This is a genomic window from Clostridium sp. BSD2780061688st1 H5 (genome assembly GCF_005845155.1).
GTDB lineage: Bacteria > Bacillota > Clostridia > Lachnospirales > Lachnospiraceae > Claveliimonas > Claveliimonas intestinigallinarum.
The window spans coordinates 64526-90989 of record NZ_SPGT01000011.1; the positions used below are offsets into that span (position 1 = coordinate 64526).

22 protein-coding genes and 1 pseudogene are annotated in these 26464 nt (G+C 51.9%); 6 read left to right on the top strand and 17 right to left on the bottom strand.

Annotation, left to right across the window (positions count from 1 at the left end; genetic code table 11):
- Nucleotides 1-9: 9 nt before the first annotated feature.
- Nucleotides 10-1290, bottom strand: coding sequence for an MFS transporter (locus FGQ86_RS08710; RefSeq protein WP_033125063.1), 1281 nt, complete (start codon nucleotides 1288-1290; stop codon nucleotides 10-12).
- A gap of 621 nt (nucleotides 1291-1911) precedes the next feature.
- Here FGQ86_RS08710 and FGQ86_RS08715 point away from each other — a divergent pair.
- Nucleotides 1912-2364: a hypothetical protein gene (locus tag FGQ86_RS08715; RefSeq protein WP_242842814.1), complete on the top strand. Its 453-nt coding sequence runs from the start codon at nucleotides 1912-1914 to the stop codon at nucleotides 2362-2364.
- Nucleotides 2365-2462: 98 nt separating this feature from the next.
- On the opposite strand, the gene FGQ86_RS08720 is transcribed toward FGQ86_RS08715, so the two are convergent.
- The 8 genes and pseudogenes from FGQ86_RS08720 to FGQ86_RS08755 all read right to left on the bottom strand — a co-directional run bounded on the left by FGQ86_RS08720 (nucleotide 2463) and on the right by FGQ86_RS08755 (nucleotide 10071).
- Complete coding sequence (locus FGQ86_RS08720; protein WP_033125061.1) at nucleotides 2463-3461, bottom strand: LacI family DNA-binding transcriptional regulator; 999 nt, start codon at nucleotides 3459-3461, stop codon at nucleotides 2463-2465.
- A gap of 195 nt (nucleotides 3462-3656) precedes the next feature.
- Nucleotides 3657-4583, bottom strand: a complete 927-nt coding sequence (locus FGQ86_RS08725) for a substrate-binding domain-containing protein (RefSeq protein ID WP_347562499.1) — start codon at nucleotides 4581-4583, stop codon at nucleotides 3657-3659.
- Nucleotides 4584-4602: 19 nt separating this feature from the next.
- Nucleotides 4603-5538: pseudogene (rbsC, locus tag FGQ86_RS08730) on the bottom strand (ribose ABC transporter permease).
- On the bottom strand, nucleotides 5531-7021 hold the full coding sequence (locus FGQ86_RS08735) for a sugar ABC transporter ATP-binding protein (RefSeq protein WP_138303529.1): 1491 nt from the start codon (nucleotides 7019-7021) through the stop codon (nucleotides 5531-5533). Before FGQ86_RS08735 ends, rbsC begins: the two are co-directional and overlap by 8 nt.
- Nucleotides 7022-7038: 17 nt before the next feature.
- Nucleotides 7039-7449: a D-ribose pyranase gene (gene rbsD, locus FGQ86_RS08740; RefSeq protein ID WP_138303531.1), complete on the bottom strand. Its 411-nt coding sequence runs from the start codon at nucleotides 7447-7449 to the stop codon at nucleotides 7039-7041.
- The gene (gene rbsK, locus FGQ86_RS08745; protein ID WP_138303533.1) at nucleotides 7446-8342 is read right to left on the bottom strand and encodes a ribokinase; all 897 of its coding nucleotides are present in this window, start codon (nucleotides 8340-8342) and stop codon (nucleotides 7446-7448) included. The genes rbsD and rbsK overlap by 4 nt, the downstream gene beginning before the upstream one ends.
- 224 nt (nucleotides 8343-8566) lie before the next feature.
- Entirely contained in the window at nucleotides 8567-9070 is a 504-nt protein-coding gene (locus FGQ86_RS08750) for a pyridoxamine 5'-phosphate oxidase family protein (protein ID WP_138303535.1), read from the bottom strand.
- A gap of 29 nt (nucleotides 9071-9099) precedes the next feature.
- On the bottom strand, nucleotides 9100-10071 hold the full coding sequence (locus FGQ86_RS08755; protein ID WP_033125056.1) for a dipeptidase: 972 nt from the start codon (nucleotides 10069-10071) through the stop codon (nucleotides 9100-9102).
- A gap of 59 nt (nucleotides 10072-10130) precedes the next feature.
- Here FGQ86_RS08755 and FGQ86_RS08760 point away from each other — a divergent pair, with 59 nt between their 5' ends.
- Nucleotides 10131-10880 carry a gamma-glutamyl-gamma-aminobutyrate hydrolase family protein gene (locus FGQ86_RS08760; protein WP_033125055.1) on the top strand — a complete coding sequence of 250 codons (750 nt, stop codon included), beginning with the start codon at nucleotides 10131-10133 and terminating at the stop codon, nucleotides 10878-10880.
- Between the two features lie 16 nt (nucleotides 10881-10896).
- On the opposite strand, the gene FGQ86_RS08765 is transcribed toward FGQ86_RS08760, so the two are convergent.
- The 3 genes from FGQ86_RS08765 to FGQ86_RS08775 all read right to left on the bottom strand — a co-directional run bounded on the left by FGQ86_RS08765 (nucleotide 10897) and on the right by FGQ86_RS08775 (nucleotide 13922).
- Complete coding sequence (locus FGQ86_RS08765; RefSeq protein ID WP_081957971.1) at nucleotides 10897-12234, bottom strand: MATE family efflux transporter; 1338 nt, start codon at nucleotides 12232-12234, stop codon at nucleotides 10897-10899.
- 43 nt (nucleotides 12235-12277) lie between these two features.
- A complete protein-coding gene (locus FGQ86_RS08770) occupies nucleotides 12278-12706 on the bottom strand; it encodes a MarR family transcriptional regulator (protein ID WP_033125107.1) in 429 nt (142 codons plus the stop codon).
- 247 nt (nucleotides 12707-12953) lie between these two features.
- The gene (locus FGQ86_RS08775) at nucleotides 12954-13922 is read right to left on the bottom strand and encodes a Gfo/Idh/MocA family oxidoreductase (RefSeq protein WP_033125054.1); all 969 of its coding nucleotides are present in this window, start codon (nucleotides 13920-13922) and stop codon (nucleotides 12954-12956) included.
- Nucleotides 13923-14108: 186 nt separating this feature from the next.
- Here FGQ86_RS08775 and FGQ86_RS08780 point away from each other — a divergent pair, with 186 nt between their 5' ends.
- From FGQ86_RS08780 to FGQ86_RS08790, 3 genes are all read left to right on the top strand, one after another.
- Nucleotides 14109-14291, top strand: a complete 183-nt coding sequence (locus FGQ86_RS08780) for a hypothetical protein (protein ID WP_033125053.1) — start codon at nucleotides 14109-14111, stop codon at nucleotides 14289-14291.
- A 61-nt stretch (nucleotides 14292-14352) separates the two neighbouring features.
- Nucleotides 14353-14613: a spore coat protein gene (locus tag FGQ86_RS08785; RefSeq protein WP_347562500.1), complete on the top strand. Its 261-nt coding sequence runs from the start codon at nucleotides 14353-14355 to the stop codon at nucleotides 14611-14613.
- A gap of 300 nt (nucleotides 14614-14913) precedes the next feature.
- Nucleotides 14914-16200 (top strand): aminotransferase, encoded by a 1287-nt coding sequence (locus FGQ86_RS08790; protein ID WP_138303537.1) that lies wholly within the window; start codon nucleotides 14914-14916, stop codon nucleotides 16198-16200.
- A 75-nt stretch (nucleotides 16201-16275) separates the two neighbouring features.
- Here the strand turns inward: FGQ86_RS08790 and FGQ86_RS08795 are convergent, their stop codons facing one another.
- Complete coding sequence (locus FGQ86_RS08795; protein ID WP_138303539.1) at nucleotides 16276-17568, bottom strand: cytochrome c biogenesis protein/redoxin; 1293 nt, start codon at nucleotides 17566-17568, stop codon at nucleotides 16276-16278.
- A gap of 146 nt (nucleotides 17569-17714) precedes the next feature.
- Here FGQ86_RS08795 and FGQ86_RS08800 point away from each other — a divergent pair, with 146 nt between their 5' ends.
- The gene (locus tag FGQ86_RS08800) at nucleotides 17715-19046 is read left to right on the top strand and encodes an MATE family efflux transporter (RefSeq protein ID WP_033125050.1); all 1332 of its coding nucleotides are present in this window, start codon (nucleotides 17715-17717) and stop codon (nucleotides 19044-19046) included.
- Between the two features lie 90 nt (nucleotides 19047-19136).
- Here the strand turns inward: FGQ86_RS08800 and FGQ86_RS08805 are convergent, their stop codons facing one another.
- The 4 genes from FGQ86_RS08805 to FGQ86_RS08820 form a co-directional block, all read right to left on the bottom strand.
- A complete protein-coding gene (locus FGQ86_RS08805) occupies nucleotides 19137-20177 on the bottom strand; it encodes a LacI family DNA-binding transcriptional regulator (protein ID WP_033125049.1) in 1041 nt (346 codons plus the stop codon).
- Nucleotides 20178-20252: 75 nt separating this feature from the next.
- Nucleotides 20253-22544, bottom strand: a complete 2292-nt coding sequence (locus FGQ86_RS08810; protein WP_138303541.1) for a hypothetical protein — start codon at nucleotides 22542-22544, stop codon at nucleotides 20253-20255.
- 17 nt (nucleotides 22545-22561) lie between these two features.
- A complete protein-coding gene (locus tag FGQ86_RS08815; RefSeq protein WP_033125337.1) occupies nucleotides 22562-24154 on the bottom strand; it encodes a glycoside hydrolase family 43 protein in 1593 nt (530 codons plus the stop codon).
- A gap of 11 nt (nucleotides 24155-24165) precedes the next feature.
- Nucleotides 24166-26464 (bottom strand): hypothetical protein (locus tag FGQ86_RS08820; RefSeq protein ID WP_207670734.1); only part of this gene is annotated, 2299 nt, incomplete at its 5' end.

Below are 26464 nucleotides of genomic sequence, written 5' to 3' on the forward strand. Positions count from 1 at the left end.
AAAATAGTTTTAGATTTCCTCACTTTTGGCCGCTGCCGGCTTTTTCGCATATTTTTTTGTCCAGATAACAGCCACGATGAGACCGATAATGCCCATCGCGATCATATACATATGGTTCAGGTGATAGCCTTGGTATCCCGGATATGTATCCAACAGCTTTCCTGCGATGGTGTAGCTCAGTACCTCTGGCAGATAGCCGAATGTGGATGCCATGCCGATAGCCACTCCTCCCAGCTCCACCGGGATTCCCGCCTCTGAGATAAAGGAAAAATACAGTCCGAAGTTGGAGAACATACCCGCATATACAAGCACGCAGGCTGCCACAACAAGGATCATCCTCGTGTCAGAGCTCATTCTTCCCGTCATATCCATGATGATCACTCCGGCTACCATGAGAACGTATCCCACGATCATGGTCTTGCTCTTTCCCACCTTATCCCCTGCAAACCCGCCGATGGTAGCGGCAAAGGGGCGAATATACTGAGACATGACTGTCAGGATCGCCGCAATCACAGCCGTAACTCCGATGATATTGCTGGCGTACGGTGTAAAATAGTAGGAAGACATATTAAATGTATAGCTTGTGTAGATCATAATAATGATCAGCCACATAACAGGCATTTTCAGGACGCTCAGGATCTGTTTGAAGGAAACCTGCTGTGAGGAGCCTGTCTCATCCACTGTATCCGGCTCCTTCAGGATAAATATAAAGATGATACCCACGATCAATGGCGCCAGGGAATAGAACCAGATGATGGCATCAATTCCCATATAGGGCATTGCCCTCGCCTCGAACACGCCGAAGATCGCAGTTGCCACAGCCAGATGCGCCGCATTGAACACGCCCCGGCCTCCCTCGAAAATGCCATAAGCCCTGCTCTGCTCCTCGTCCGTCGCCTGGATCCTTACAATCTTCATCAGGGCCGGCCAAAAGGTCAGGAGCGAGGTCACGCCCCACAGTCCGTAAATAGCCGCCAACGCGTAGAAGTCGCTCACCACCAGATGCAGAAGTCCTCCAAGACCTGTGGCAATCATGGAGAAAATCAGCAGCTTCTTCGCCTTGATCTTGTCCGCCAGAACCCCTCCTATAACATAGGAAAACACGCCGAGGAGGCCATAGGCGCTCCCCAGAAGTCCCATCTGCGTGTTGGTCAGATTATACATATTCTGATAGGTGTCATAATAGTAGGAGCGAAAATAGGGAAGTCCGTAAATAATCGATCCGGCAAATGCCAGCAAAAGGATCGTTCCCAGATTTTTCTTGTAGCCTTGTTTGGCCTCTTTAGCCATCCATACCGCCTCCATTCCAATCTCTCATTTTCATGTGTTCATATGCGCCGCGCCTCTTTTTTTACAAAGATCTTTACAAAGATTATAGCTTTATTGATAACAAATTCACAAATCCGGTCTTTTTCGTATTACGAAATTTTGTTCCCCACAAATTCTATTAAAGAGATAATTATTTGGCTTTTCATCTCCCTCCCTTCAATTTTCAATTTATTTTTATCGTTTTTCATCTATTTTTCTCAATATAGGATAGGAAACACTATTTTTAGTCAACTTTATCCATTCCGCTTTTATTTTCCCAAAAAACATTTGTCCATCTCACTGTTTATATGGTAAAATCTGTATTAAAATGAAGATTGTTTTTATGCAGAGAGGAATGATCGTATGAATTCTGGTTCTTTTTACACAACCTTAGGTCAGAAGCTCCGGGCCAGACGCCGGGCCAAGCATTTGACCTTAAATGATCTGGCAGAAAAATTGAACAAAAGTACAGCCACTATATCCAAATACGAAAAAGGGGAAATATTCATCAGTATTGACACTCTTGTAGACATCTGCAGAATCCTCAATATCGAAATCTCCTCCCTGTTGCCCGACACCTGCGTAACAGAGGATTCAAATGATTTGACACGATATCAAAAATATTTTTCAGAGCAGCTCTATCTCTACTGGTTTAACGGGGAGAAAAATAAACTGCAGAAGGCAGTTCTCATCAACCAGAAAATGTCCTTCAAGTCTACCATGTATTACGATGTGGCAGACACGGCAAACTATTATGATGCCAACTATGTCTATGACGGAAGGGTATCCTACACGGATTCCTGCATTGATTTTATCCTGAGCTGCACAGAGCCGCCATTTGACACCCTCACCCTCCGGGTTTCATCCCTGAACCGGCACACCTCCTACAAGATCGGTCTTCTCACGACCATCAGCTATTTCTACCAGAATATCGCCATGAAGGTCATTGTCTCGGAGACACCGCTGCCGGAGGACGAGGCGCTTATCTCCTCCCTGCGCCTGACGCCGGAAGAGCTGAAAAATATCAAGCGCACCAATTTCTTCTATGCGCAGTAAATTAGCGCTTGCTAAACACAAGAGGGGCTGCCTCTGAATAGCAATTCAGGACAGCCCCTCCCATATTTCTTGTTTTACCTTTTATTTTATTCTCTCTTCTATTTCTTCTGCTCTTTTTTCCTTCTCGTCGTATCCCGCTCCACCAGCTTCACATCGAACACATTCTCCTGCAGGAACTCCTCCCCCTCCACGTGCCGGATGATGATGCCTGCCGCCAGGGAGCCCATCTCCCTGATAGGCTGGGACACTGTGGTCAGCTCTGGCGTGCACATCCTGCTGAATTTGATATCGTCAAATCCAATCAGCTGGATCTCCTCCGGTATGCGCCTGCCCCGGGCCGTAAGCTCCTTGTATACAGAGATGGCCACCATATCGTTGCAGGCAATGATGCCATCTGTGTCCGGGAATCTTCGCATCAGCTCGCCTGCTGCCCGCCGTCCGGCCTCATAGTCGTAGGTGCAGTTCACGTACTGTTCCTTCAGACCGTATTTTTCGCATATGTCCAGATAGCCCTGGTAGCGCTGCCGGCCGCTGGAATAGGCCAAAGGTCCCCGCAAACAGACGATATTCTTACATCCGCACTCCACCAGATGCCGGGCCGCCAGACGCCCGCCCTTATAGTGGTCCGCCTCGATAAAGGCGGTGCCGCTCTCACCCTTCAGCTTTCTGTCCACCACCACCACAGGGATGGGGCAGTCCCCCAGCACCCGGCTGGTGCTGTCGCAATTGGTGGTGATGATGATCCCGTCCGCCTTCATCTGGACAAGCATCTGGATATTCATCATCTCCTTTTGCGGATCATCGTCAGAGTTGCACAGAAGGATCCGGTACCCGGTCCGGTATGCCTGCTCCTCCACCGCCTTGGAGAGCTCACTAAAAAACGGATTCTCAATGTCCGGGACGATCACGCCGATCATCCGGGACGACTTTTTGTAAAGGGCCCGGGCCAACTCATTGGGGCGAAAGCCTGTCTTTTCTATAGCCTCCAGCACTCTCTGCCTTTTTTTCTCATCCACGTTTGCGGTGCCGTTCATCACCCGGGAAACAGTGGCGGGGGACACACCTGCTAGCTTTGCCACTTCTCTGATACTGGTCATATATGGTCTGTTTGCTCCTTCCGTTTTGAAACCTGTTTCATACCCTTTATTATATTTTTCGCCCAACAGTCTGTCAACCCGGCCCGGCAGGGATCCGGAAAAGGCAGACAATAAGCCGAAATACCCGGCAGAACCGCATCAGTTCGCCGGGTATCTCTTTTTTCCTGTTGGTTGCTTTTTGTCTAGTTTTTTCTTTTACTTTGTGATCAGCTCCACCTCAACCGGGATCTCCTTTTCCACTGTCTCGCCGTTTACCAGGCTGATGGCTGTCTCCACCGCTGTAGCGCCCATAAGGTCTGGCTTCTGTGCAACGGTTGCTGCCATTCTTCCCTGCTGGATGGCTGCCAGGGCATCGTCTGTGGCGTCAAATCCCACTACCACAATATCCCTGTTTCCGATGGCCTCCACCGCGCCCAAGGCCATCTCGTCATTGTGGGCAAACACGCCCTTGAGATCCGGCTGAGCCTGGAGGATGTTCTCCATGACAGTCATTCCCTCTGAGCGGCTGAAGTTAGCTGTCTGGCTGGACACAACGTCGAGCTGCTCATCTGCCACAAGGTGGAAGCCCTCTCCTCTGTCGATGGTGGCGCTGGCCCCGGAGGTTCCCTGGATCTCCGCTGTCTTTGCCCCCTCGCCGATGAGGCTCACCATATACTCTGTGGCCATCCTGGCTCCCTCCACATTGTCGGAGGCAATGGCACAGTCCACGTCCACTCCGTTGACTACGCGGTCCACGGAGATGACCTTGATTCCCGCCGCGACCGCGTCCTGCACGGCCGGAGCCACTGCGTCAGAGTCCACCGGATTGACAATGAGGACGCTGATATTTCTGGAGATCAGATCCTCGATATCACTTGTTTGCTTTGCCGCGTCATCGCCGACGTCCACCACGATCAGATCTGCTCCCTCCTCCTCGGCCTTTGCCTCGGCGCCTTCGCTCAGAGTCACAAAAAATGGATTGTTCAGTGTGGATACGGAAAAGCCAATGCTGCCGTTTCCCCCGCTTCCTCCCTCTGTGATACTCCCCTCTTCGCCGTCGATGGTGATGGCGTTGCAGCCGGCCAGCGAAAATCCCATGACTGCTGTCAGCAAAAGTGCTGCCATTTTCTTTATTTTCATCATTGCTCTTCTCCTTTCTCTCCTAGCGTTTTCTGTCGGACAGCACCGCGATCAGGATCACGATACCCTTTACCACATCCTGGTAGTAGGATGAAACGCCCAAGATGTTCAGCCCGTTATTCAGGACAGCGATGATCAGTACGCCGACAAAGGTTCCCCAGATGCGTCCCCGGCCGCCGTTCATACTTGTACCGCCAAGAGCCACCGCGGCGATGGCGTCCAGCTCATACCCGTCTCCCAGGTTTGGCTGGGCAGATCCCAGTCTGGACAGGAGAATGAGTCCGGACAGCGCTGCCATACCGCCGGAGATGGCATAGACGGCAAGCTTTGTCCTGTGGATGTTCACACCCGCCAGCCGGGCTGCTTCCCAGTTGCTTCCTGTGGCGTACACTCTTCTGCCGAATGTAGTCTTCTCAAGAATGAACATAAAGAGGGCGAAAATCAGGATAAACAGGATTACAGGGATGGGAATGTGATAGAAATTCCCCTTTCCCACTACCTTTAAGGTAAAGCTGTCTCCCAGGTTGGAGATGGGCTTCCCGTCCATGAAGATCATGGTCAGTCCCCTGTAGACTGTCATAGTCACAAGGGTAGCGATAAAGGGCTACAGTCTTCCCTTTGTGACAAGGATACCACTGATAAAGCCAAGTCCTGTCCCGATCACCAGAGCCAGCAGCATGGCAGCCCCCACGGGCATCCCGTTTGATATAAATCCCGCGCACAGCGCAGTGGACAGAGCCAGGACAGAGCCCACGGACAGGTCAATGCCCCCGGTCAGGATAACGCAGGTCATTCCAAATGCGATCAGTCCGTTGATGGAGGACTGCCTCAGCAGTGACAAAAAGTTTCCCACAGTCCGAAACTCCGGGCTGATGATACCGATGACTACCACTAAAAGGATCAGCGCGATCAGGGCGCCCAGATCCTGTATCTTATTGATCGTTTTCTGCTTATTCATTTAAATTTCCTCCTGTCGCCAGGATCATGATATTTTCCTGGTCCGCCTCTTCCTTACTCAGAATTCCCCGCACAAGTCCCTCTCTCACGACCATGATGCGGTCCGCCATTCCCAGCACCTCCGGGAGCTCCGAAGACACCATGATGATCGCCACGCCTTTTGCGGCAAGGTCATTGATGATATTGTAAATCTCCTTTTTTGCGCCTATATCCACGCCTCTGGTGGGCTCGTCCAGGATCAGCACCTTCGGATCTGTGTAGATCCACTTTGCGAAGACCACCTTCTGCTGATTTCCGCCGCTCAGTCTGCCGCACTCGTGCTCCGGCCCAAAGCATTTGATATGTAGTTCTTCGATTCCCTTTTGCACCAGCTCCCGCTCCTCTTTTTTCCTGAGAACGCCCCTCCTGGAAATGCGTCCCAGATTGGCGAGGGAGATGTTCTTGCGGATGCTCTCCTCCAGCATCAGGCCTTCGGTCTTGCGGTCCTCGGTGATAAAGCCGATACCGTTTTTCATAGCCTGCCCGGGATTATGGTTATGTATTTCCTCTCCGTTCAAAAAAAGCTTCCCGGTGACATGGGGCATATTTCCAAATATCGCCTGCATGATCTCTGTTCTTCCCGCGCCCATCAGGCCTGATACGCCAAGCACCTCCCCGGCATGGACTTCAAAGGACACATCCTTAAATACGCCCGGACAGGTGAGTCCCTCTACCTTAAAGACAACCTCTCCGATGCTGGCTTCGCGGAGGGGGTAACGCTCTCCGATCTCCCGGCCGATCATCATCTTCACCACATCGTTCATATCCGTGTCCTGGATACGTTTTGTATCAATGTAGGAGCCGTCCCGGAGCACAGTGATCCGGTCGCAGAGCTCAAAGATCTCTTCCATTCTGTGGGAAATGTAGACGATGGAGACGCCCTTTTCCTTCAGCGATCTCACCACCTGGAACAAAACCTCCGTCTCACTCTGGGTCAGCGCCGCGGTGGGCTCATCCATGATTATGACTTTGGCGTCCACCATAAGCGCCTTGGCGATCTCGATCATTTGCTGCTGCCCCACGGACAGCTCGCTCATTCTCTGCTGTGGATCAATGGACACGCCCAGTCTGTCCAGGATCTTTCTGACCTCGGCCCTCATAGCCTTCTTGTCGCACACGCCAAATCGGCCGTGTATCTCTTTTCCAAGGAACATATTTTCCTCCACTGTCAGATCAAACAGTACATTCAGCTCTTGGTGAATAAAGACAATCCCCGCCTTTTCCGCTTCCTGCGGATTTTTGTAGCACACCTCCTGTCCGTCCACAATGATCTGCCCGGCGTCCTTTGTGTAGACTCCCGTCAGGATCTTCATCAAGGTGGATTTCCCCGCGCCGTTCTCGCCCATCAGCGCGTGGATCTCACCGTGATCCAGCAGAAATCCGGCTTCCTTAAGAACCGCGTTGCCGCCAAAGGACTTGTCAATTCCGCGCATTTCAATCTGCATGGTTCTCCCTCCTTTTCCTAAAAAATGCATCCCGACTGCAGGATGATATTTGCATAGGGTGTCGTCTCTCCTGTCCGAATCACTGCCCTGCAGTCTCTGGTCAACCGTTTCAGCTCCTCATGGGGAACGAACTCGATCATCTCCCCGTCAATCCCCTCTCCCCTCAGATATTCCTCTATTTCTTTGAGCAGGGCGGGGCTTTTCTCTTTGATCTCCTCCGCCAGGATGACCTTCTCAATCTTCATGTCAGCGCCCGTCTCACAGAGCACATCCATAAAGGAGGGAAGTCCGAACCGCAGGGCCAGATCGATGCGCCTGGTGTCCTCCGGAATAGGGAGACCGCAGTCCCCGATGCAGATCCTGTCCGTGTGTCCCATGTGAGCCAGGACATCCGCCACCTCACTGTTCAAAATACCGTGTTTTTTCAACCTATCTTCCCCCTTAATTCTCGCTCCACTTCCTCAGCAGAGGGCATCCCGCTCTGAGCGCCGAACTTTTCTGTGGAAAGTCCTGCCGCTGTATTGGCGTACACAAGGGCGTCCCGGATGTCATCGCCTGCGCAGATCCGCATACAGAAGGCTCCGTTCAGCGTATCGCCTGCCCCTGTCGTGTCTGCCACCTCTGACTTTCTCGCCGGTACCCGCAGGATTTCCCCGCTCCTTAAACATGTCACCACGCCTCTGGATCCCTGGGTAATGACCAGCTTTTCCGGATATTTCCTGAGCATATCTTCCGTGTCCTTCTGCTCTCCAAAAATCAGCACTGCCTCGTGCTCATTGGGGGTCAGGTAAGTCACCATATCCACGATTTCCTTCGGAACAGCGGCTGCCGGCGCCGGGTTCAGCACGACCGGGATTTTCTTTTCGTGACACATTTTCACGGTGTAAATGACTGTCTCCAGAGGGATCTCGTGCTGGAGCACCACCATGTCATATTTTCCCAGCTCACCGCTGATGCTGTCCACATAGGCCTGATCCACTTTCCCGTTTGCGCCCGGAACCACTACGATTGTATTGTCATTTTCCGCCACTGTGATCATGGCCAGCCCTGTAGGGACTCCCTCCAGAACCCGGACGTGATCTGTTCTGACACCTGCGCCCTGCAGGTTTTTCAAGAGGAGCTTCCCGTTGTCGTCATCCCCCACGCATCCGAACATCTCCACCTCAGCTCCCAGTCTTGCCATGGCCACCGCCTGGTTGGCGCCTTTTCCTCCGGGTATGCGGCTGATGCTGTCCGCCCGGAGCGTCTCTCCCTTCAGAGGAATCCGCTCTGCCGTCACTGTCATGTCCATATTGATGCTTCCCACTACTGCAAGTTTCATCCCATGTCTTCTCCTTTCATTTCCTCTTTTTTGAAACCGGTTTCAAATCTTTTAAAAAAGTAGGATCTCCATCTGAGATCCACTTCGTTTCATCGCATTTCCGGTCTCGTTCTTTCTTGAAACCGGTTTCAATTTCTGGCTATATTATAGGTCTACTTCCCTTTCCTGTCAATCTGTTTTGTTCTTTTCGTCAGACATGCACATTTTTCAGATTTATTTTTTATCTATTTTTCACAATCCATTTTTTCTTTTACCAGCTCAATGGCCTCTTTTCCTGTCATGTGGTCAATGGCCATCTCCAGCATGCACAGGGGCTTCCACTCCCGGTCAATGGCCGCCGCCCGGTCCTGCGGTGTGCTCCGGGGCACATACTTTTGGGCCAGCTTTTCTATTGCCTGACGCTTTTCTGCCTCATCCTCCATGACCCGAACCCGGCCAAAGGCGATGACGCTCCTGAAATAGGTAGTGTACTCCTCCGGCACGATCCGGTCCTGATCGATGACACAGAAGGAAGCCTTCGGCTCCGCTGCGATGGCATCCAGCTTGTGTCCGCTTTTCGAGCTGTGAAAATAAAGCTTCTTCCCATCATACACGTAGCTGATGGGCACCGCATAAGGGTATCCGTCATCTCCCGCCAGCGCCAGCACGCCGGACGTGCCCCTCTTTAATATTTCCCCTGCCTCCTTCTCTGACAGGAGCTGTCTTTTTCTTCTCATTTCTCGAAACATATGTCCTCTTCCTTTTCTCAATGCCTGTTTTATCTTTCCTTCCAGATTCGGAGGGCGTTTTTATACCAGATCTTATCAAGCTGACTCTCCGACAGCCCCTCCTTCTTCAGCGCCTCCCACAGTCTTCCCATGCACCCTGTGTCGGGAATATCCATCCTTTTCATTCCGTCGAAGCCGTCAAAATCTGTCCCGATGGCGGGAAGATCCTCTCCCCCTGCCCGGAGCATGTGAAGCACGTGGGCCGTCATCTCCTCCAGCCGGGACTCCTCCGGCGTGCCAAGGAAGGGGCCGTAAAGATTAAGGCCCGTCACGCCGCCACGCTCTCCCAGAGCCCGCAGCATTCCATCTGTCAGGTTCCGGGGGTGGGCCGCCAGGGCGCGGCAGTTGGAGTGGGTGGCCGTCACAGGCTTTTTGCTGCATTTCATGACATCCCAAAACACGCCGTCAGACGCGTGGGAGACATCCACAATCATGCCCAGCTCGTTCATCCTCTCCACGACCCGGACGCCAAAGGGTGTCAGACCCCGTTCCATGACAGAGGGCTCCCGGCTGCCCGGGGCGCCGATACAGTTCTCGTAGTTCCAGAGGAGGGTGATGAGCCGCACATCCCTTCTGTAAAGCTCCTCCAGGCGCTCCAGGCTGCCGTTCAATATGCCGCCCTCCTCCACAGTGAGGACTGCGGCTGTCTTTCCCCTCCTGCGGATGGCTTCTATATCCCCCGGCTCCGCTGCGATCTCAAGCCGGCCGCCCCACCTTTCTGCCTGCTCGTGCAGATAATCTGTCATAGCCAGTACACGGCGGTACCCCGCATCGTACTGCTCCGCGGAGTTATTTCCCTCCATGGCGTCCCTGTAGGCAAAGCAGGCAAAGAACTGGGCGAGGGCTTCCTCCTCTTCCAGCTTCCGAATGCTGACAGATCCGTCATTTTCCAGGAGATCCCCCTCTCCTCCCAGGTCCAGAAGTCTCCACAGCGTGTCGCAGTGCAGATCGATCAAATTCATGTCTTACCTCCTCCTTTCGCACATATACTATACTACATTATTTTCGAGGAGGAAAGCGTATGACTCCTGTTCGTACCTCTGCCGGAACTCCTGTGATCGGGATCGTCACCTGTGGCTTTGCAGGGAACCGCCAGTTTGTCACAGACAGCTACATTTCTTCCGTGTGCCGCGGGGGAGGCTGCCCGGTCCTTCTGCCCTGCGTGGAGAACGGGAACCGGAGACTGATGGAGGTCATGGCCTCCTGCTGCCACGGATTTCTATTCTGCGGCGGCGGGGACATCACCCCCTTTCTTCTGGACCGCCCTCCCCTGTCTCCCTCCGGGGAGACGGACATAAAAACGGACATATTTCAGATTCTTTTCCTGAAATATGTCCTTTCCACGTCAAAGCCCGTCCTCGCCATCTGCCGGGGCATGCAGGTTTTGAACGCCGCCTGCGGCGGGGAGCTTCTCCAGGATCTCTCCTTAAGGGAGGAGCCGGTCCTGAACCACATGCAAAGATCCCGGCTGCGCAGCGATTTCTGCCATACTATCTCCGTCAAAAAAGATAGCATCCTACATAAAATCTTTGGAGAAACCACAGCTGTCAACAGTTTTCATCATCAGGCAGTCCTGACGCCGGGGGAAGGGCTCACAGTCACTGCCAGGGCTCCGGACGGAATCCCCGAGGGGCTGGAGATGCCCTCCCACCCCTTTGTCCTGGGAGTCCAGTGGCATCCCGAGTGCATGACCCGGTCCCTCAATATGCGCCGCCTGTTTCTCGCCTTTGTGGATGCGGCAAGAGGCCAGGACGGCAGGGAAGGGAGATAACAGCGGCAGGTCATTTTTACAGAGATTTCCGGATCTTTCTCCAGATGATGATGGAGAGGAGCACCGCAATGTAATCCGTGATGGCCTGCCCGTAGATCACTCCGTTCAGACCGGCCACCGCCTGCAGCAGATAAAGGAGAGGGATAAGAAGAACCCCCTGTCTCATGACCGACAGGATTGTAGCCGGCAGGGCGTGTTCCACAGACTGCATGCAGTTCATGTTGACGAAGAGGATGCCGATAAAGGGGCCGGAGACCATGTAGGCCACCAGCATCTCCACGCCGTAGCGGACCACGTCGCTGTCACTGATAAACAGGCGGATGATGGGCTCCCTCGCCACAAAGAAGAGAACCGTGGCAGCCACGCCCACGACAACGCAGCATTTCTTCGTAAAGCTCTCCACCTCCCGGAACCGGGCTGTGCTGCCCGCCCCATAGCTGTAGCCGAGAAGAGGCTGGACGCCGTTTGCAAGTCCCATCTGGAGGAATGTGATAAACATATTTGCCTTGAACACAATACCGATAGCTGCTACCGGATCATTTCCGTAGGCCACAAGGATCTGGTTCAGCACAATGGTGGACACACTCATGAGGGCTGAGAAGATGGCTGTCGGAAGGCCGGTAGAGCAGACTCCCTTCAGTATGCCGTCCCCACAGTTGAAATCCCTGGGGCTCAGGGACATGGACACAGACTTTCTCAAAAAGTACCACAGGTAGTAGGCACTTGCCATGACATTTCCAATGGTGGTGGCAATGGCCGCCCCGGCAGCTCCCATGCCAAAGCCGGATATAAAGAGGGGATCCAGCACAATGTTGGCGATAGTCCCGATCATGCTGCCGATCATGGCCTCCCTGCTGGCTCCCTCCGCCCGGACCACAAAGCTGGCAGCGGCGGACCAGATGATAAAGGGGGCTCCAACGGCCACGTAAATCGTGTACCCTCTCGCATACTCATAGGTCTGGGCATCCGCTCCAAAAAGAGACAGGATGGGACCGGTGAACACAAGAAGAACCACAGCAAAGAACACGCCTACAATAAGAGAGGCGTAGGTGACAAAGGAGGATACCTGCCGCACTCTTCTCTCATTTTTCTGTCCAAGGGCCATGGAAGCGGCGGCACTGCCGCCCATGCCGAACATGTTTGCAAAAGCCATAAAGAGGATGAAGATGGGGTTCGTCAGACTCACAGCCGCCACCTGCAGGGCATCGCCGGTCTGTCCCACGAAAAAAGTGTCCGCCATGTTGTAGAGCACGGTCACAAGACTGCTGATGACGCTGGGAATAGCCATCTTCGCCACCGCGCTGGACACCTTCATAGTTCCCATCCAGTCCTTTTCCAGTTCATTTTCCTTCATTTTCTGCTCTCTCCTTCCAGTTTCATCTATTGTGCTGTCTGCTTTACCTGTAATGCTCATCAAGATTTTTCAGCATTTTTCCCGCAATCTCAAGAAATGTCTCCTGCTCCTCCCGGGAAATGCCCCGCAGGAGGAGGGCCTCCGACTCCTCGATCTCCCGCCTGAGCGCCTCGTGGATCTTCTCCGCCTTCTTGGTGAAGACAATCCGCTTCCAGCGGCCGTCCTCCTCGTCCGGAACACGGCAGATCAGCTCCCTTTTCTCCAGGGCTTTAAGTACCTCCGATGCGGTGGGCGGCCGCAGTCCGAACTCCCTCTCTATATCCTTCTGGTAGACCTTGCGCTTCATGCCCTCCACCAAAATGTAATCCAGTATATTCCCCTGGGAACCGCTGATCCCCACTGATTCCTGCACCGCCATAGAGCGCCTCCTGAGCCGGTTGGAGATCATGTTGATCATTTTTCCTGTTTCCACACACAACACCGCCTTTCTTCCGCGCAGCTCCGAAACTCACCTCAAATCCGGTAAAGTCCCGTAAATTCGGGCCATTCATTTATTTAGGTTCCTAAGTATTATAGTGTCAATTGTCGCTATTGTCAAGAAAATATGCGGTCTGACACACCAGACCGGGCACAATTATGCACCAGTAGATGTAAACGCAGACGTAATGCTTTTTAAAAGCATTACGTCTGCGTTTACATGTGCATCTACATATTTCCCTCTATTCAAACGGATATTTCACGCCCCAGTCGGCCCGAAGGGCGTCCATCCACTCCATGATCCGCAGCGTCTCGGCGTGGGGCATCTCCTCGCATTCCAGCTCTCCTGCGGCGATGGCGCGCCGGCAGGCCTGAACCTCGTACTCGTAGCCTGTGATCTGCTCCGGCACTTTTATCTCCCGCACAAGATGGCGGTCCGGCGCATAGATTTGAATTGTATCAATATTGTTAATATTGCAGGCAATCATATACCCCTTTGTTCCATAAATAATCCCGTACTGCTCTGTATCCGCCCACATGCCTGTGTGGAGCACAGCCAGCTTTCCGTCCCTGTAGGTGAGGATGATAGCGTCCTGGCCATCCACGCCTGTGTCGGTCTTCACGCACTCGGAGGTCATTTTCACAATGTCGTCCCCCAGCACCATGCTGGCAAAATTAAGGGTGTAGACCCCCACATCCAGAAGAGCGCCGCCGGCAAGGTCAGGTCTTAACATCCTTTCTTTATCTGTCAGCTCATATCCCAGATTGGCGCTGATCATCTTGATCTCTCCCAGCTCCCCGGAGGCGATGATGTCGTCGATCATCTTCCGGGAGGGCATATATCTTGTCCAGATGGCCTCTGTGATAAACACCTTCTTTTCCGCCGCATAGTCCAGCAGCTCCCTGGCCTGGGCCGCGTTGGCTGTAAACGACTTTTCGCAGAGTACCGGCTTGCCGTAGGAAATACACAGCTTCCCATGCTCCAGGTGATGGGAATGTGGCGTGGCTATGTACACCAGCTCCACCTCCTCGTCAGCCAGCATCTCCTCGTAGGAGCCGTATGCCTTTTCCACATGATTTTTCCTGGCAAATTCCTCCGCCTTCTCAGGGCTCCTGGACGCCACGGCGTAAGCCTCCGCCTCCTTCATCCCATTTAATGTCTTTGCCATGGTTGCTGCGATCCGGCCCGCCCCCAAAATACCTACCTTCATATTCTGTCTGTACCTCCTGTTTCCTTATTAATGATATCTGTCTGTAATATATCACCTGCCGCCCGGGAAGTAAAGAAGGAAGCTGTTCGACGCGTCCATATGGCAGGATTTTTTTCGTATCCTGTATATTTTCTCCTGTTTTCCCAAACACTAACAGCGCAGTACACAAAAAGGAGGTAGAAAAACATGTCTGAAATATCTGTTCTCGACCTGCAGAACCTGCGCCATCTCATCGGCGGCTACGAGACCAGCTGTCAGAAAATGTCAGAGTACGCCAGCATGGCTCAGGACGCTGAAGTAAAAAAGCTGTTCCAGGACGCAGCCGACAGCGCCATGCAGAACAAGCAGGAGCTCCTTCGCTTTCTGTAGGCTCTGCCTGCCGGAAGCCAAAGACAGAAAAAGGAAAAAATAACAGCGAGGAGGAAAGAAAATGCTGAATGAAAAGACAATGGTTGCGGACGCCCTTGCCGGAGTGAACGGGGAGCTCACCCGATTTGGCGAGATGATCCCACAGACAGAAAACAAGGAGCTGAAGCAGTGCTTAAAGCAGATGCGGAACGCCTGTGAAATGGCCCAGGAAAAGCTCTACGATCTGGCCCGCGAGCGCAGCTACTATGTGCCCGCCGCCAAGGCGAGCCAGCAGGAGATCGAGCACGTCCGCTCGATTCTGACCCAGCCGTCCATGAAATAGGCGGATCATCCTTTGCAGCGCGTGGCCGGAGCGGACGCCCTCGGCCACGCCGCCTACATACCGGGATAGCCCGGACAGGCCAGAGCTGCGTCCCCCTCTTTCCCATCCGCTCCAGTCGCTCCTCTCCCTCCTGCAAAATGAATGAAAAACGCTTATAAATTTCATTTTTCTTGATATTTCTTACGAATTTCCTTATTAAATGGATATTTTTTGCAGGAAACGATTGACGGGCGTTCAGTTTGCCGCTACAATGGTAACATTGAGTGAAAAATGAGAAAAATGATGATGGAGGATGCAAGGATGGCAGCATATGAAGAATTGTCAAAAGAGGAACTGTTGAAAATCAAATCTGAACTGGAGGCTGAGTTTGAGCAGGTAAAAGCCCAGGGGCTGAAGCTGGATATGTCCAGAGGAAAACCGTCCACAGAGCAGTTAAATCTGTCCATGGGCATGATGGATGTTCTGAACAGCAGCTCTGACCTTGTGTGCGAGGAAGGCGTAGACTGCCGTAACTACGGCGTTCTGGACGGCATCCGGGAGGCGAAGCAGCTTCTCGCCGATATGATGGAGGTCCCGAAGGACAATATCGTGATCTTCGGCAACTCCAGCCTGAATATCATGTACGACACCATCGCCCGCTCCATGACCCACGGCGTGATGGGAAGCACCCCATGGTGCAAGCTGGACAGGGTAAAATTCTTATGTCCTGTCCCCGGCTATGACCGCCATTTCAAGATCACAGAGTACTTTGGCATTGAGATGATCAATGTGCCCATGACTCCCACCGGCCCGGACATGGACATGGTGGAGGAGCTGGTGAGCACTGACCCGGCCATCAAGGGTATCTGGTGCGTTCCGAAATACTCCAACCCCCAGGGCATCACCTACTCTGATGAGACTGTGCACCGCTTTGCCAAGCTGAACCCGGCCGCGGAGGACTTCCGCATCTTCTGGGACAACGCGTACGGCATCCACCATTTATATGAAGATAAACAGGATTACCTCATCGAGATCCTCATGGAGTGCAAAAAAGAGGGGCATCCGGATATGGTATACAAATTCTCATCCACATCCAAGATCAGCTTCCCCGGCTCCGGCATCGCCGCTATCGCCGCCTCCACAGCCAACCTGAAGGCGATCCGGGAGCAGATGAGCATCCAGACTATCGGTCACGACAAGGTGAACCAGCTCCGCCACGCGAGATATTTCAAGGATATCCACGGCATGGTGCAGCACATGAAAAAGCACGCGGACATCATGCGTCCCAAGTTCGAGGCTGTCCTCTCCACTCTGGAAAGAGAGATCGGAGGCCTTGGAATCGGCTCCTGGCTGTCCCCGAGAGGAGGCTACTTCATCTCCTTTGATGCCCTCCCGGGATGCGCGAAGAAAATCGTGGCAAAGGCAAAGGAGGCGGGCCTGATCATGACAGAGGCGGGCGCCACCTTCCCCTACGGAAAGGATCCCCAGGACAGCAACATCCGCATCGCTCCCTCCTACCCCACAGCCGAGGAGCTTAAGGTCGCCACAGAGATCTTTGTCCTCAGCGTCAAGCTGGTGAGCATTGACAAGATCCTTGAGAGCAAATAAAAAGCAAGTTATAAATGTACAAAAACGTGCGCAAAGAAGAAATCTCCTTCCGCGCACGTTTTCTTTTTTCCTCTCTCAGCTCTCTTTGGCTCCCTCCAGCGTCTGCCGGATGATGCTCTCCATGTTCTCCCGGCTCAGGGCGCCGCTGACATAGCCGTACACCTTCCCCTCCCGGTCGATCATGTAGGTGGTAGGGTAGGCGCTAATCCCGAACATGGCACTCACCTCTCCTGTCTCATCCATAAGAACCGGGTAGGTGTAGCCATTTTCTTCCATGAAGCTTATCACCTCTTCCTTTGTCCCCTCGCCTCCCAGCCCCGGCGTGGCGACACTCAGGAAAACAACCTCTGCCTCCTCTCCCATAGCTTCGTATTCCTGGTAGAGGGCCTGGATATCCGGCATCTCCATCCTGCAGGGAGAGCACCAGGTGGCCCAGAAGTTCAGGAAGATGAGCTTCCCCCTGTAGTCGGAAATGCTGTGCCGCGCGCCGTACTGATCTGTCAGTGTGAACTCCACCGCACCGGAACTGCTCTCCTGGTCAGTGCCGTTCTGCTGACTGCCCTCGCCTCCGCTCTCCTCTCCGTCGCTCTCGCCGCCATCCTCTGTATTTTCGGACACACGCTCCTGGCCCGTGTCTCCCACGCCGGACAGATAGCCCGTGATATCATTCATTTTCCCGGTAAACATCATAAGTCCCATGAGGATCATCAGCACAGCACCGATCTTGACCGTGTACTTTACAATATTCATATGCCTCCTGAAAAGCTTCAGAAGGGAGGTGGTGAAAATGCCCACCGCCAGGAAGGGCAGGACAAATCCCAGGGTGTAGACGCCGATCATGAGAAATCCCTTCGCCCTTGTGCCGGCGGAGGCCGTCATGAGGAGTACACTGGATAGGGCCGGTCCCACGCAGGGCGTCCAGGCAAAGCTGAAGGAAAAGCCCATCAGGAGGGCTGTCACAGGGGACATGGCCATCCGATCCAGGTGAAAGGGCAGCCTGTGCTCATTTCCCAGCAGTCTCGAGGAGCCGAACACCCCCAGCTGGTAGAGCCCCAGGGCGACGACAAGGATACCGCCCGCCTTTGCGAACATGCTCTGATAATCTCTGAAAAAGCTGCCCGCCGCGGACACGCCAAACCCCAGCAGAAAAAAGGTAAAGCTGATGCCGAGGACGAAAAATACGGTGTTTACCAGTACCTTTCCCCTGGGATAGTGCCAGACTCCCTCCTCATCCTTCACTCCTGTCCCGCCCGACAGGTAGCCGATGTAGAGCGGAATGAGGGGGAATACGCAGGGGGAGAGAAAGCTCAAAAGCCCCTGGATCAATACTGTCAAAGCCGGAATACTCACATCCAGATCAAAACCCATAGAAACCTCCAAAGGGCGGCCCAGGCCGCCAATAATTTTCTCCTATCATATCTGTTTTTCCCCATACCGTCAACCGCTATCCTGCATTGACACACACTGTTTCCCTCCCTATAATAGAAAATAGTGCATTTGGGAGGGAAATTTTTATGCAGGAAAGCAAACTTCTGACAGGCAGCATCACAAAGAGCCTGCTCATCTTCGCACTGCCCATGATCGCGGGAAATCTCCTGCAGCAGTGCTACAATATCGCGGACACCATCATCGTGGGCCGCTTTCTCGGGGCGGACGCCCTGGCGGCAGTGGGGAGTGCCTACACTCTGATGACCTTTCTTACCTCTATCATCCTGGGGCTCTGTATGGGCAGCGGCGCCTCCTTTTCCATCAGCTACGGCCAGCAGGATTTTGACCGGATGAAGTCGGGCATCTTTCAGTCCTTTGTCTTTATCGGCGCGGTGACAGTCGTGCTGAACGTGGCGGTCTTTGCCGGCATCCGGGGAATCATCTGGTTCCTGCGTGTCCCCGGCTCTATCACAGGATTGATGGAGGATTATCTCCTTGTCATATTCGCAGGAATTGTCGGGACATTTCTCTACAATTATTTCGCCTGCCTGCTGCGGTCCATCGGGAACTCCAGAGTACCCCTCATCTTCCTGGCTGTGTCCGCGGTGATGAACATTGTGCTTGATCTGGTGTTTGTGGTTGTCTTTTACTGGGGCGTGGCGGGGGCTGCCTTTGCCACCATCCTCTCCCAGTATGTGTCCGGCGTCGGTCTTGCCGTCTACACAAGGATCCGCTTCCCGGAGATGATGCCCGGGAAGCAGCACAGAAAATGGGACCACAAAATCTTCCACGAAATCACCAGCTTTTCCTTTCTCACCTGCCTCCAGCAGTCTGTCATGAATTTTGGCATCCTCATGGTCCAGGGGCTTGTCAACAGCTTCGGCCCTGTCATCATGGCGGCCTTCGCGGCGGCGGTGAAGATCGACTCCTTCGCCTACATGCCGGTACAGGACTTTGGGAACGCGTTTTCCACCTTTATCGCCCAGAATTACGGCGCAAAAAAAGAAGACCGGATCCGGAAGGGAATGAAGAGCGCTTTCCTGTGCGCCTTCTTCTTCTGTCTCATCATCAGTCTTCTTGTATGTGTCTTCGCCAAGCCTCTGATGCAGATTTTTGTGTCTGCCGGAGAGACGGAGATCATCGCCGCCGGCGTCCACTACCTTCACATAGAGGGCTCCTTCTACTTCGGCATCGGTCTTCTCTTTCTCCTCTACGGGCTCTACCGGGCCATCGCCCGGCCCGGCATGTCCGTGGTGCTCACAGTCATCTCCCTCGGCACCCGGGTGGCTCTTGCCTACATCCTGTCCGCTGTCCCCTGGATCGGGGTCACCGGCATCTGGATGTCCGTCCCCATCGGGTGGGTGCTGGCCGATCTGACAGGGGTGCTGTACTATATACGCCTCAAACGCTGGAAATAGTTCCAATACTGCAATCCGCCAGATACTCTTGCCTTTCAAATGCGCATTTTATAGTTTACAAGTAAGCATATATAACATGGACTAAACATATCATACAGGCGCCAGGGAAATATTCTGTTTGATGTAGATCGTCAGTTCTGTATAGTAATAAGCCTGCGGGACAATCCCCAGTCCTATATAATCATATAGAATCTGCAGCGGCAAAGTCCCTTGTTTTTCAGGTTGCTGGCCGATCGTGGCAACAATGATCCCTTCATCCATCAGTCTTTTCTGTTCTTTGACAATGTCATTCGTTATGATCCGGATCTTCTTTCCCGTATCCAGCTCTGCTATCTTTTCGCATATTTCATAGTTTCCTGGATTGACTACATAAATGCTGTCTATATCCCTGTTCTCCTGTATCACTTTTTGTATAGAAGAATAATCGTTTTTCTGGAAAATGATCTGTGTATTGCGATTTACGATCTCCAATTTCGGGTAGTTCTTATCCAACTCGTTTAGAAAACCGATATAACGATCATGAAACGATGGCGATTCTTCATCGAAGATAGATGCTATCGCAACTTTCCCGTTTTCGGGGGATACCAGACCAATAAGACCTGCCGCCACCCGTCCAGATTCGTAATAATCACATCCAACATATGAAAGTTTCTGCTTACTTTCAGCATCCAGATTAAAAAACACCATAGGAATCTGTTTCTCATCTGCTTTTTTAATAAACTCCATGACTGATGGAAGCTTCAGCGGCACCATCGCAATCCCATCCAGCTCGTCAAGATCCACCGTCTCTAGGACTTTACCTATAGAATGATCTTCCAATTCACGTATCAGATAAAACTGTACTGTCACACCAAACTGCTCCAACTCCTCTGCCTTTTTTATCGCAGAAGAGTACACACTCTTAAAAAAGAGATCTACGGTAGTATCACATACAATATATCCTACTTTTATTTTTTTCTTTCTGGATGCCAGCATCTGACCAGCCAGATTCGGTTCATATCCTAGCTCTTCTGCAATTTCTTTGACTTTCTGGAATGTTTCTGCGTTGACTCCCGCCCGGTTATTGAGAACTCTGTCGACTGTTCCTCTGGACACGCCGGCTTTCTGGGCAATCATTCTTATCGTTACCATATTTTCCCTTCGCTCCCATAGTTATGCTGTATTTTCTACAATTATAGCACTGTTTAGGGAATTTTTTCCAATATCTTAAAAAATCGTCCTGAAAATTTCCTGAAAATCCATAGTTCCATACCTTTTAACTAGTGAATCAAGATTCAAGAGCGCCATTCCATTGACAAATCCATTGCATGTATCATTGTCATCCCCTTTATTCTTGGCGGCTGCGCCGGAAAAGCTACTATTGTGCGTATCAGCCAACCAGAGGGATGTCATATATCCCTCGCACTGCACACCTTCCAGCGCATACCCATACATATGGCCCGGCATGGAAAGGCCATGCTGCATCCCGCGTGTCACAATCCTCGCCAGGGTCGCCAGTTCCTTGTCATGGCAGTACTCCGCCACCTTAAGAAGATCAGGGACGAACTCTGGGAACTCACAATCCACATAACTTCCAGCAGGGATCACATCACAGATCGTCCAGCCTGTTGTACCAAATCCATATTTTCCTAGCAGTGTCTCCTTGTCAAACGGGATATCCCACAGATACGTCCAGCTTCCCAGTATCCGCGCCGCATCTCTCGCCCCTTCAAGCAGATATTCCTCTTTCGTCTCTTCATAGACCCGCAGCATCGAACGCATCGCAAACATAACGCTCGCCGCATCTTCTTTTACAGACTTTTTATGTGTCGTGTCATTGATGCCACCTACATATTTCACATCTCTGACATAGGATCTGTAAATGAAGTCCAACGCTCTTTCCGCTGCGTCCAGGTATTTCTTCTCTCCGGTACTACGGTACATCTCCACCAAGAGCGGTGCCGGGAAGATTGCTCCTGAGCCCTGCTCCTCCTCTGTGGCTCCAAACCACTCTGCCGGTTCCGTCAGGGGAATCCCTTCCATCGTGTACCCCCGGTTCCACGAGCCGTTCGCATTCTGCATCTCAAGAAGTCTGTCACAAAACTTCTCCACTGCCTTGTACCAGTTCTCATGCTCCACTCCTCTGTCTTTCTCTATCTGCCAGCAGCACATCAGATAATACATACTATCCACCATGGAACGGCAGTAATTCCCTTTATGTTTCTCCAATTTCTCCGCAATCCGCATCAGGGAGCTCACCACCTGGTTCCCGAGATACCCTTCCAGCTCCTCCCGGTTACGGGAATACTGGAACGGAAACAGGATCCCTGTCCACCAGTATACGTATTCTTCTTTGTCTACATTGTAGATCCCGTTGGGAAGCCCCGATCCTTCAATACAGTTCTCCACAAAAAATTCTACTGTCTTCAGCGCTCTCTCCCGGTATGCCTCCTCTTTCGTCTCCCGAGCCGCCTCCAGCATATCCAGGCTCAGGAGCGTCTGCGCTCCGCAGAAACCATACTCCAACAGGTTCTGTAGTCCATACTTCTCCCGTGGCGAAAAATGCACGAAATATCCAGCTGGATGCCCCTTCTTCTCCGAAAATTCACGGAAACTCTCATGGATCATCCGGCGTCTGCTCGCCCTGGCTTCTTCCAGGGTGAACGGCAGCTTCACCTCGGGATCCAGGATCCTCCCCATCTGCAGACGGGTCGTCTCCCACGATGCTCCTGTCAGGTTCTCGGCCTCACCCGACTGGATCAGGTAACTCACATTGAACAGTTCCCCTTCCCCGACTTCCGCAAATGCCTCCCATTCTGATCCGTCCACGTTCAGGCAGAAACTATTCCTCTCATAGAACGGATAATCACTGCGCAGGATCACCTCGCCGACATGATATGGGGAAGGACTCACTCCAAGGGATCCGATATCCGTATCATGCACAAAGTAGCGGGCCCGGATCTGCTCTCGTGTGATCGTATGGTCTCTCACCGGCACATCCGCCCGCAACAGAGATACAAAACGTTTCCCCTTAGGTACGAACGCCGTCACAGACATGGATGGGTTCCTGTCGTCTTTATAATCCTGGCAAAAAGTGCCCAGGTAGTCGTCCATCCCATCCCCATCTGTATCATTTTTATTATACAATGCTCCTGGGATCACAAATTGGTAATCATCCAGCGACCCTGCCACCCGGTCCCTGAACCGGAAATCTGATGTCAGATGGATGGCCGTCCTGGATCGGAAACGCATGCACTCCACTTTCCGGTCCAGGCGCCAGCATGTCCCATTTACACACCATGTATCTGTAATCTGATACTGATTCCCCTGCGGATCCTCCACTGAGATAGTACCTGTATATACTCCCGGCATCTCCTCCCATGTCTCATATCTGAGACGCATGGAAGGGCCATTTAAGATCTGTAAGAGTACCGGCACATCCAGGGACACCATTATGTCCCCGTCTTCCAGAATCACTGAATATTTCTCATACTCCTCTTTACACTTTATCTGTAGCATGTCTTCCTCTCTTTCCCTTACTTGTCATGGGGCTGGTAAATAAAATATTCATATTCCGCACTTTTCTGACGGCTCTGGAGATCTTGACAACACAGGACAATGAATGTACCCGTAAAACGTAGACCATGCAGGTCTTCCTCATAAAAATCATCTGAAAGTTGCGTTGCATCCATAGTCTTTCCAAGTTTCTCAAAATTTCCCCCGTCTACGGACCAGAAGAATTCTGCACGATCTTCTATTACCCGCATTTTCAGCACGACCGGCTTGTTTTCAGGAAGATGTTCCATTTTCCCAACAATACGGTTGTCTCCATGTCGGCATTCTAAGAGAAAAATGCACTTTTCTGCAGTCTCGTCACGCGATATGCAAGCATAGAAGTAGTTTGTCGTATCATAGTACAAAGCCATCCCAGCCATCTGTTGAAAAGTATCCGGCTCAAAACACAATTTTGTCTCCGCTGTAAACGAGAAGTGTTCTCTCCTTCTTCCGACCAGGCTTTGCTTGTGGAGCGATTCCATGGATTCTTTCCCATATAAAATCAGAGTTTCTTTTTCTTTGTTGAACTGCATACTATCTTCCAACAACGGAATCCTCAATGTCTGGAATTCTTCTGGAAGTTTTCCAGGAAAAGTTCTTTTTATCGGAATATCTGCCACCCGGAATTCCGGCAGGTCTGGTGCCTTCACCTGATCCATTGGCAGCCCGGTCCCGTCCTCTGTCAGGAACCACCCGTCCTCTGTTATCTTCACTTTCTGTATCGCAGTCTCTCTCCCAAGCATACATCTCCGTTTCTTTCTCTCTGGTCTGCCACACAAATGTGCCATATACCATTCCCCATCCTGCGTCTCTACAAGACACCCATGCCCGCTTTTCTGCAGCCTCAGTTCCGGATGCCCTTTAGATGTGAGCAACGGATTGTAAGGAGACACCTGGTACGGACCTGTGACCACTTTAGCTCTTGCCACCGTAACAGCATGTTCATAGAACGTACCGCCTTCTGCGCAGAAGAGATAGTACCATTTTCCGATCTTATAGAGATGTGGTCCTTCTGTAGTGCCCAAACTACTCCCTTTGAATATGTTGATCGGCTTTCCCTTCAGACATTTTTTATCTGTATCATACTCTTGCAGATAGATACCGTAAAAGGCATTCTTTTTATCTCTCTGATCCCATATCTGGTTCACAACATATTTTTTCCCGTCCTCATCATGGAACAGAGAAGGGTCAAATCCACTGCTGTTCAGGTATACAGGATCCGTCCAGGGGCCCTGTATACTTGGTGCTGTAGTAAGAAAATTATCTACATCTTTATTAAAATTCCTGTAGGTATAAACATTAGAATATACCAGATAAAAGGTTCCCCCATCATAAGTCAGACAGGGTGCCCACACTCCACCAGAGTCAGGTACACCGGTCATATCAACCAGACGCTGTTCATTCAAAGGCCTTCCCACAAATTCCCAATGCGCCAGATCTTTGCTGTGATAGATCTCTACTCCTGGAAACCATTGGAATGTGGAAGTTGCGAGATAATAATCATCTTCCACTCTGCATATTGTGGGATCCGGATGAAACCCTGTCAAAACCGGATTTGTAATCCATTTGTCCATATTATGCCTCCCTATGATCCGATTTTCTGAAAGATTACATCAAAATCAAGTGTTCCATACCTCTTAGCTAGTGAATCAAGATTCAACAGTGCCTGCCCGTTCACTAGTCCATTGCATGTATCATTGTCATCCCCTTTATTCTTGGCGGCTGCACCAGAAAATCTACTGTACTGTGTATCGGCCAGCCACAAGGAGCTCATATATCCCTCGCACTGCACACCTTCCAGCGCATACCCATACATATGGCCCGGCATGGAAAGGCCATGCTGCATCCCGCGTGTCACGATCCTCGCCAGGGTCGCCAGCTCCTTGTCATGGCAGTACTCCGCCACCTTAAGAAGATCAGGGACGAACTCTGGGAACTCACAATCCACATAACTTCCAGCAGGGATCACATCACAGATCGTCCAGCCTGTTGTACCAAATCCATATTTTCCTAGCAGTGTCTCCTTGTCAAACGGGATATCCCACAGATACGTCCAGCTTCCCAGTATCCGCGCCGCATCTCTCGCCCCTTCAAGCAGATATTCCTCTTTCATCTCTTCATAGACCCGCAGCATCGAACGCATCGCAAACATAACGCTCGCCGCATCTTCTTTTACAGACTTTTTATGTGTCGTGTCATTGATGCCACCTACATATTTCACATCTCTGACATAGGATCTGTAAATGAAGTCCACCGCTCTTTCCGCTGCGTCCAGGTATTTCTTCTCTCCGGTACTACGGTACATCTCCACCAAGAGCGGTGCCGGGAAGATTGCTCCTGAGCCCTGCTCCTCCTCTGTGGCTCCAAACCACTCTGCCGGTTCCGTCAGGGGAATCCCTTCCATCGTGTACCCCCGGTTCCACGAGCCGTTCGCATTCTGCATCTCAAGAAGTCTGTCACAAAACTTCTCCACTGCCTTGTACCAGTTCTCATGCTCCACTCCTCTGTCTTTCTCTATCTGCCAGCAGCACATCAGATAATACATACTATCCACCATGGAACGGCAGTAATTCCCTTTATGTTTCTCCAATTTCTCCGCAATCCGCATCAGGGAGCTCACCACCTGGTTCCCGAGATACCCTTCCAGCTCCTCCCGGTTACGGGAATACTGGAACGGAAACAGGATCCCTGTCCACCAGTATACGTATTCTTCTTTGTCTACATTGTAGATCCCGTTGGGAAGCCCCGATCCTTCAATACAGTTCTCCACAAAAAATTCTACTGTCTTCAGCGCTCTCTCCCGGTATGCCTCCTCTTTCGTCTCCCGAGCCGCCTCCAGCATATCCAGGCTCAGGAGCGTCTGCGCTCCGCAGAAACCATACTCCAACAGGTTCTGTAGTCCATACTTCTCCCGTGGCGAAAAATGCACGAAATATCCAGCTGGATGCCCCTTCTTCTCCGAAAATTCACGGAAACTCTCATGGATCATCCGGCGTCTGCTCGCCCTGGCTTCTTCCAGGGTGAACGGCAGCTTCACCTCGGGATCCAGGATCCTCCCCATCTGCAGACGGGTCGTCTCCCACGATGCTCCTGTCAGGTTCTCGGCCTCACCCGACTGGATCAGGTAACTCACATTGAACAGTTCCCCTTCCCCGACTTCCGCAAATGCCTCCCATTCTGATCCGTCCACGTTCAGGCAGAAACTATTCCTCTCATAGAACGGATAATCACTGCGCAGGATCACCTCGCCGACATGATATGGGGAAGGACTCACTCCAAGGGATCCGATATCCGTATCATGCACAAAGTAGCGGGCCCGGATCTGCTCTCGTGTGATCGTATGGTCTCTCACCGGCACATCCGCCCGCAACAGAGATACAAAACGTTTCCCCTTAGGTACGAACGCCGTCACAGACATGGATGGGTTCCTGTCGTCTTTATAATCCTGGCAAAAAGTGCCCAGGTAGTCGTCCATCCCATCCCCATCTGTATCATTTTTATTATACAATGCTCCTGGGATCACAAATTGGTAATCATCCAGCGACCCTGCCACCCGGTCCCTGAACCGGAAATCTGATGTCAGATGGATGGCCGTCCTGGATCGGAAACGCATGCACTCCACTTTCCGGTCCAGGCGCCAGCATGTCCCATTTACACACCATGTATCTGTAATCTGATACTGATTCCCCTGCGGATCCTCCACTGAGATAGTACCTGTATATACTCCCGGCATCTCCTCCCATGTCTCATATCTGAGACGCATGGAAGGGCCATTTAAGATCTGTAAGAGTACCGGCACATCCAGGGACACCATTATGTCCCCGTCTTCCAGAATCACTGAATATTTCTCATACTCCTCTTTACACTTTATCTGTAGCATGTTT

What these genes read in the sequence shown, in the direction of transcription:
- FGQ86_RS08710 (WP_033125063.1), bottom strand. Translation starts at nt 1,290, where the DNA reads ATGGCTAAAGAGGCCAAACAAGGCTACAAGAAAAATCTGGGAACGATC.
- FGQ86_RS08720 (WP_033125061.1), bottom strand. Translation starts at nt 3,461, where the DNA reads ATGACCAGTATCAGAGAAGTGGCAAAGCTAGCAGGTGTGTCCCCCGCC.
- FGQ86_RS08725 (WP_347562499.1), bottom strand. Translation starts at nt 4,583, where the DNA reads ATGATGAAAATAAAGAAAATGGCAGCACTTTTGCTGACAGCAGTCATG.
- FGQ86_RS08735 (WP_138303529.1), bottom strand. Translation starts at nt 7,021, where the DNA reads ATGCAGATTGAAATGCGCGGAATTGACAAGTCCTTTGGCGGCAACGCG.
- rbsK (WP_138303533.1), bottom strand. Translation starts at nt 8,342, where the DNA reads ATGAAACTTGCAGTAGTGGGAAGCATCAATATGGACATGACAGTGACG.
- FGQ86_RS08750 (WP_138303535.1), bottom strand. Translation starts at nt 9,070, where the DNA reads ATGTTTCGAGAAATGAGAAGAAAAAGACAGCTCCTGTCAGAGAAGGAG.
- FGQ86_RS08755 (WP_033125056.1), bottom strand. Translation starts at nt 10,071, where the DNA reads ATGAATTTGATCGATCTGCACTGCGACACGCTGTGGAGACTTCTGGAC.
- FGQ86_RS08760 (WP_033125055.1), top strand. Translation starts at nt 10,131, where the DNA reads ATGACTCCTGTTCGTACCTCTGCCGGAACTCCTGTGATCGGGATCGTC.
- FGQ86_RS08765 (WP_081957971.1), bottom strand. Translation starts at nt 12,234, where the DNA reads ATGAAGGAAAATGAACTGGAAAAGGACTGGATGGGAACTATGAAGGTG.
- FGQ86_RS08775 (WP_033125054.1), bottom strand. Translation starts at nt 13,922, where the DNA reads ATGAAGGTAGGTATTTTGGGGGCGGGCCGGATCGCAGCAACCATGGCA.
- FGQ86_RS08780 (WP_033125053.1), top strand. Translation starts at nt 14,109, where the DNA reads ATGTCTGAAATATCTGTTCTCGACCTGCAGAACCTGCGCCATCTCATC.
- FGQ86_RS08785 (WP_347562500.1), top strand. Translation starts at nt 14,353, where the DNA reads ATGCTGAATGAAAAGACAATGGTTGCGGACGCCCTTGCCGGAGTGAAC.
- FGQ86_RS08790 (WP_138303537.1), top strand. Translation starts at nt 14,914, where the DNA reads ATGGCAGCATATGAAGAATTGTCAAAAGAGGAACTGTTGAAAATCAAA.
- FGQ86_RS08795 (WP_138303539.1), bottom strand. Translation starts at nt 17,568, where the DNA reads ATGGGTTTTGATCTGGATGTGAGTATTCCGGCTTTGACAGTATTGATC.
- FGQ86_RS08800 (WP_033125050.1), top strand. Translation starts at nt 17,715, where the DNA reads ATGCAGGAAAGCAAACTTCTGACAGGCAGCATCACAAAGAGCCTGCTC.
- FGQ86_RS08805 (WP_033125049.1), bottom strand. Translation starts at nt 20,177, where the DNA reads ATGGTAACGATAAGAATGATTGCCCAGAAAGCCGGCGTGTCCAGAGGA.
- FGQ86_RS08810 (WP_138303541.1), bottom strand. Translation starts at nt 22,544, where the DNA reads ATGCTACAGATAAAGTGTAAAGAGGAGTATGAGAAATATTCAGTGATT.
- FGQ86_RS08815 (WP_033125337.1), bottom strand. Translation starts at nt 24,154, where the DNA reads ATGGACAAATGGATTACAAATCCGGTTTTGACAGGGTTTCATCCGGAT.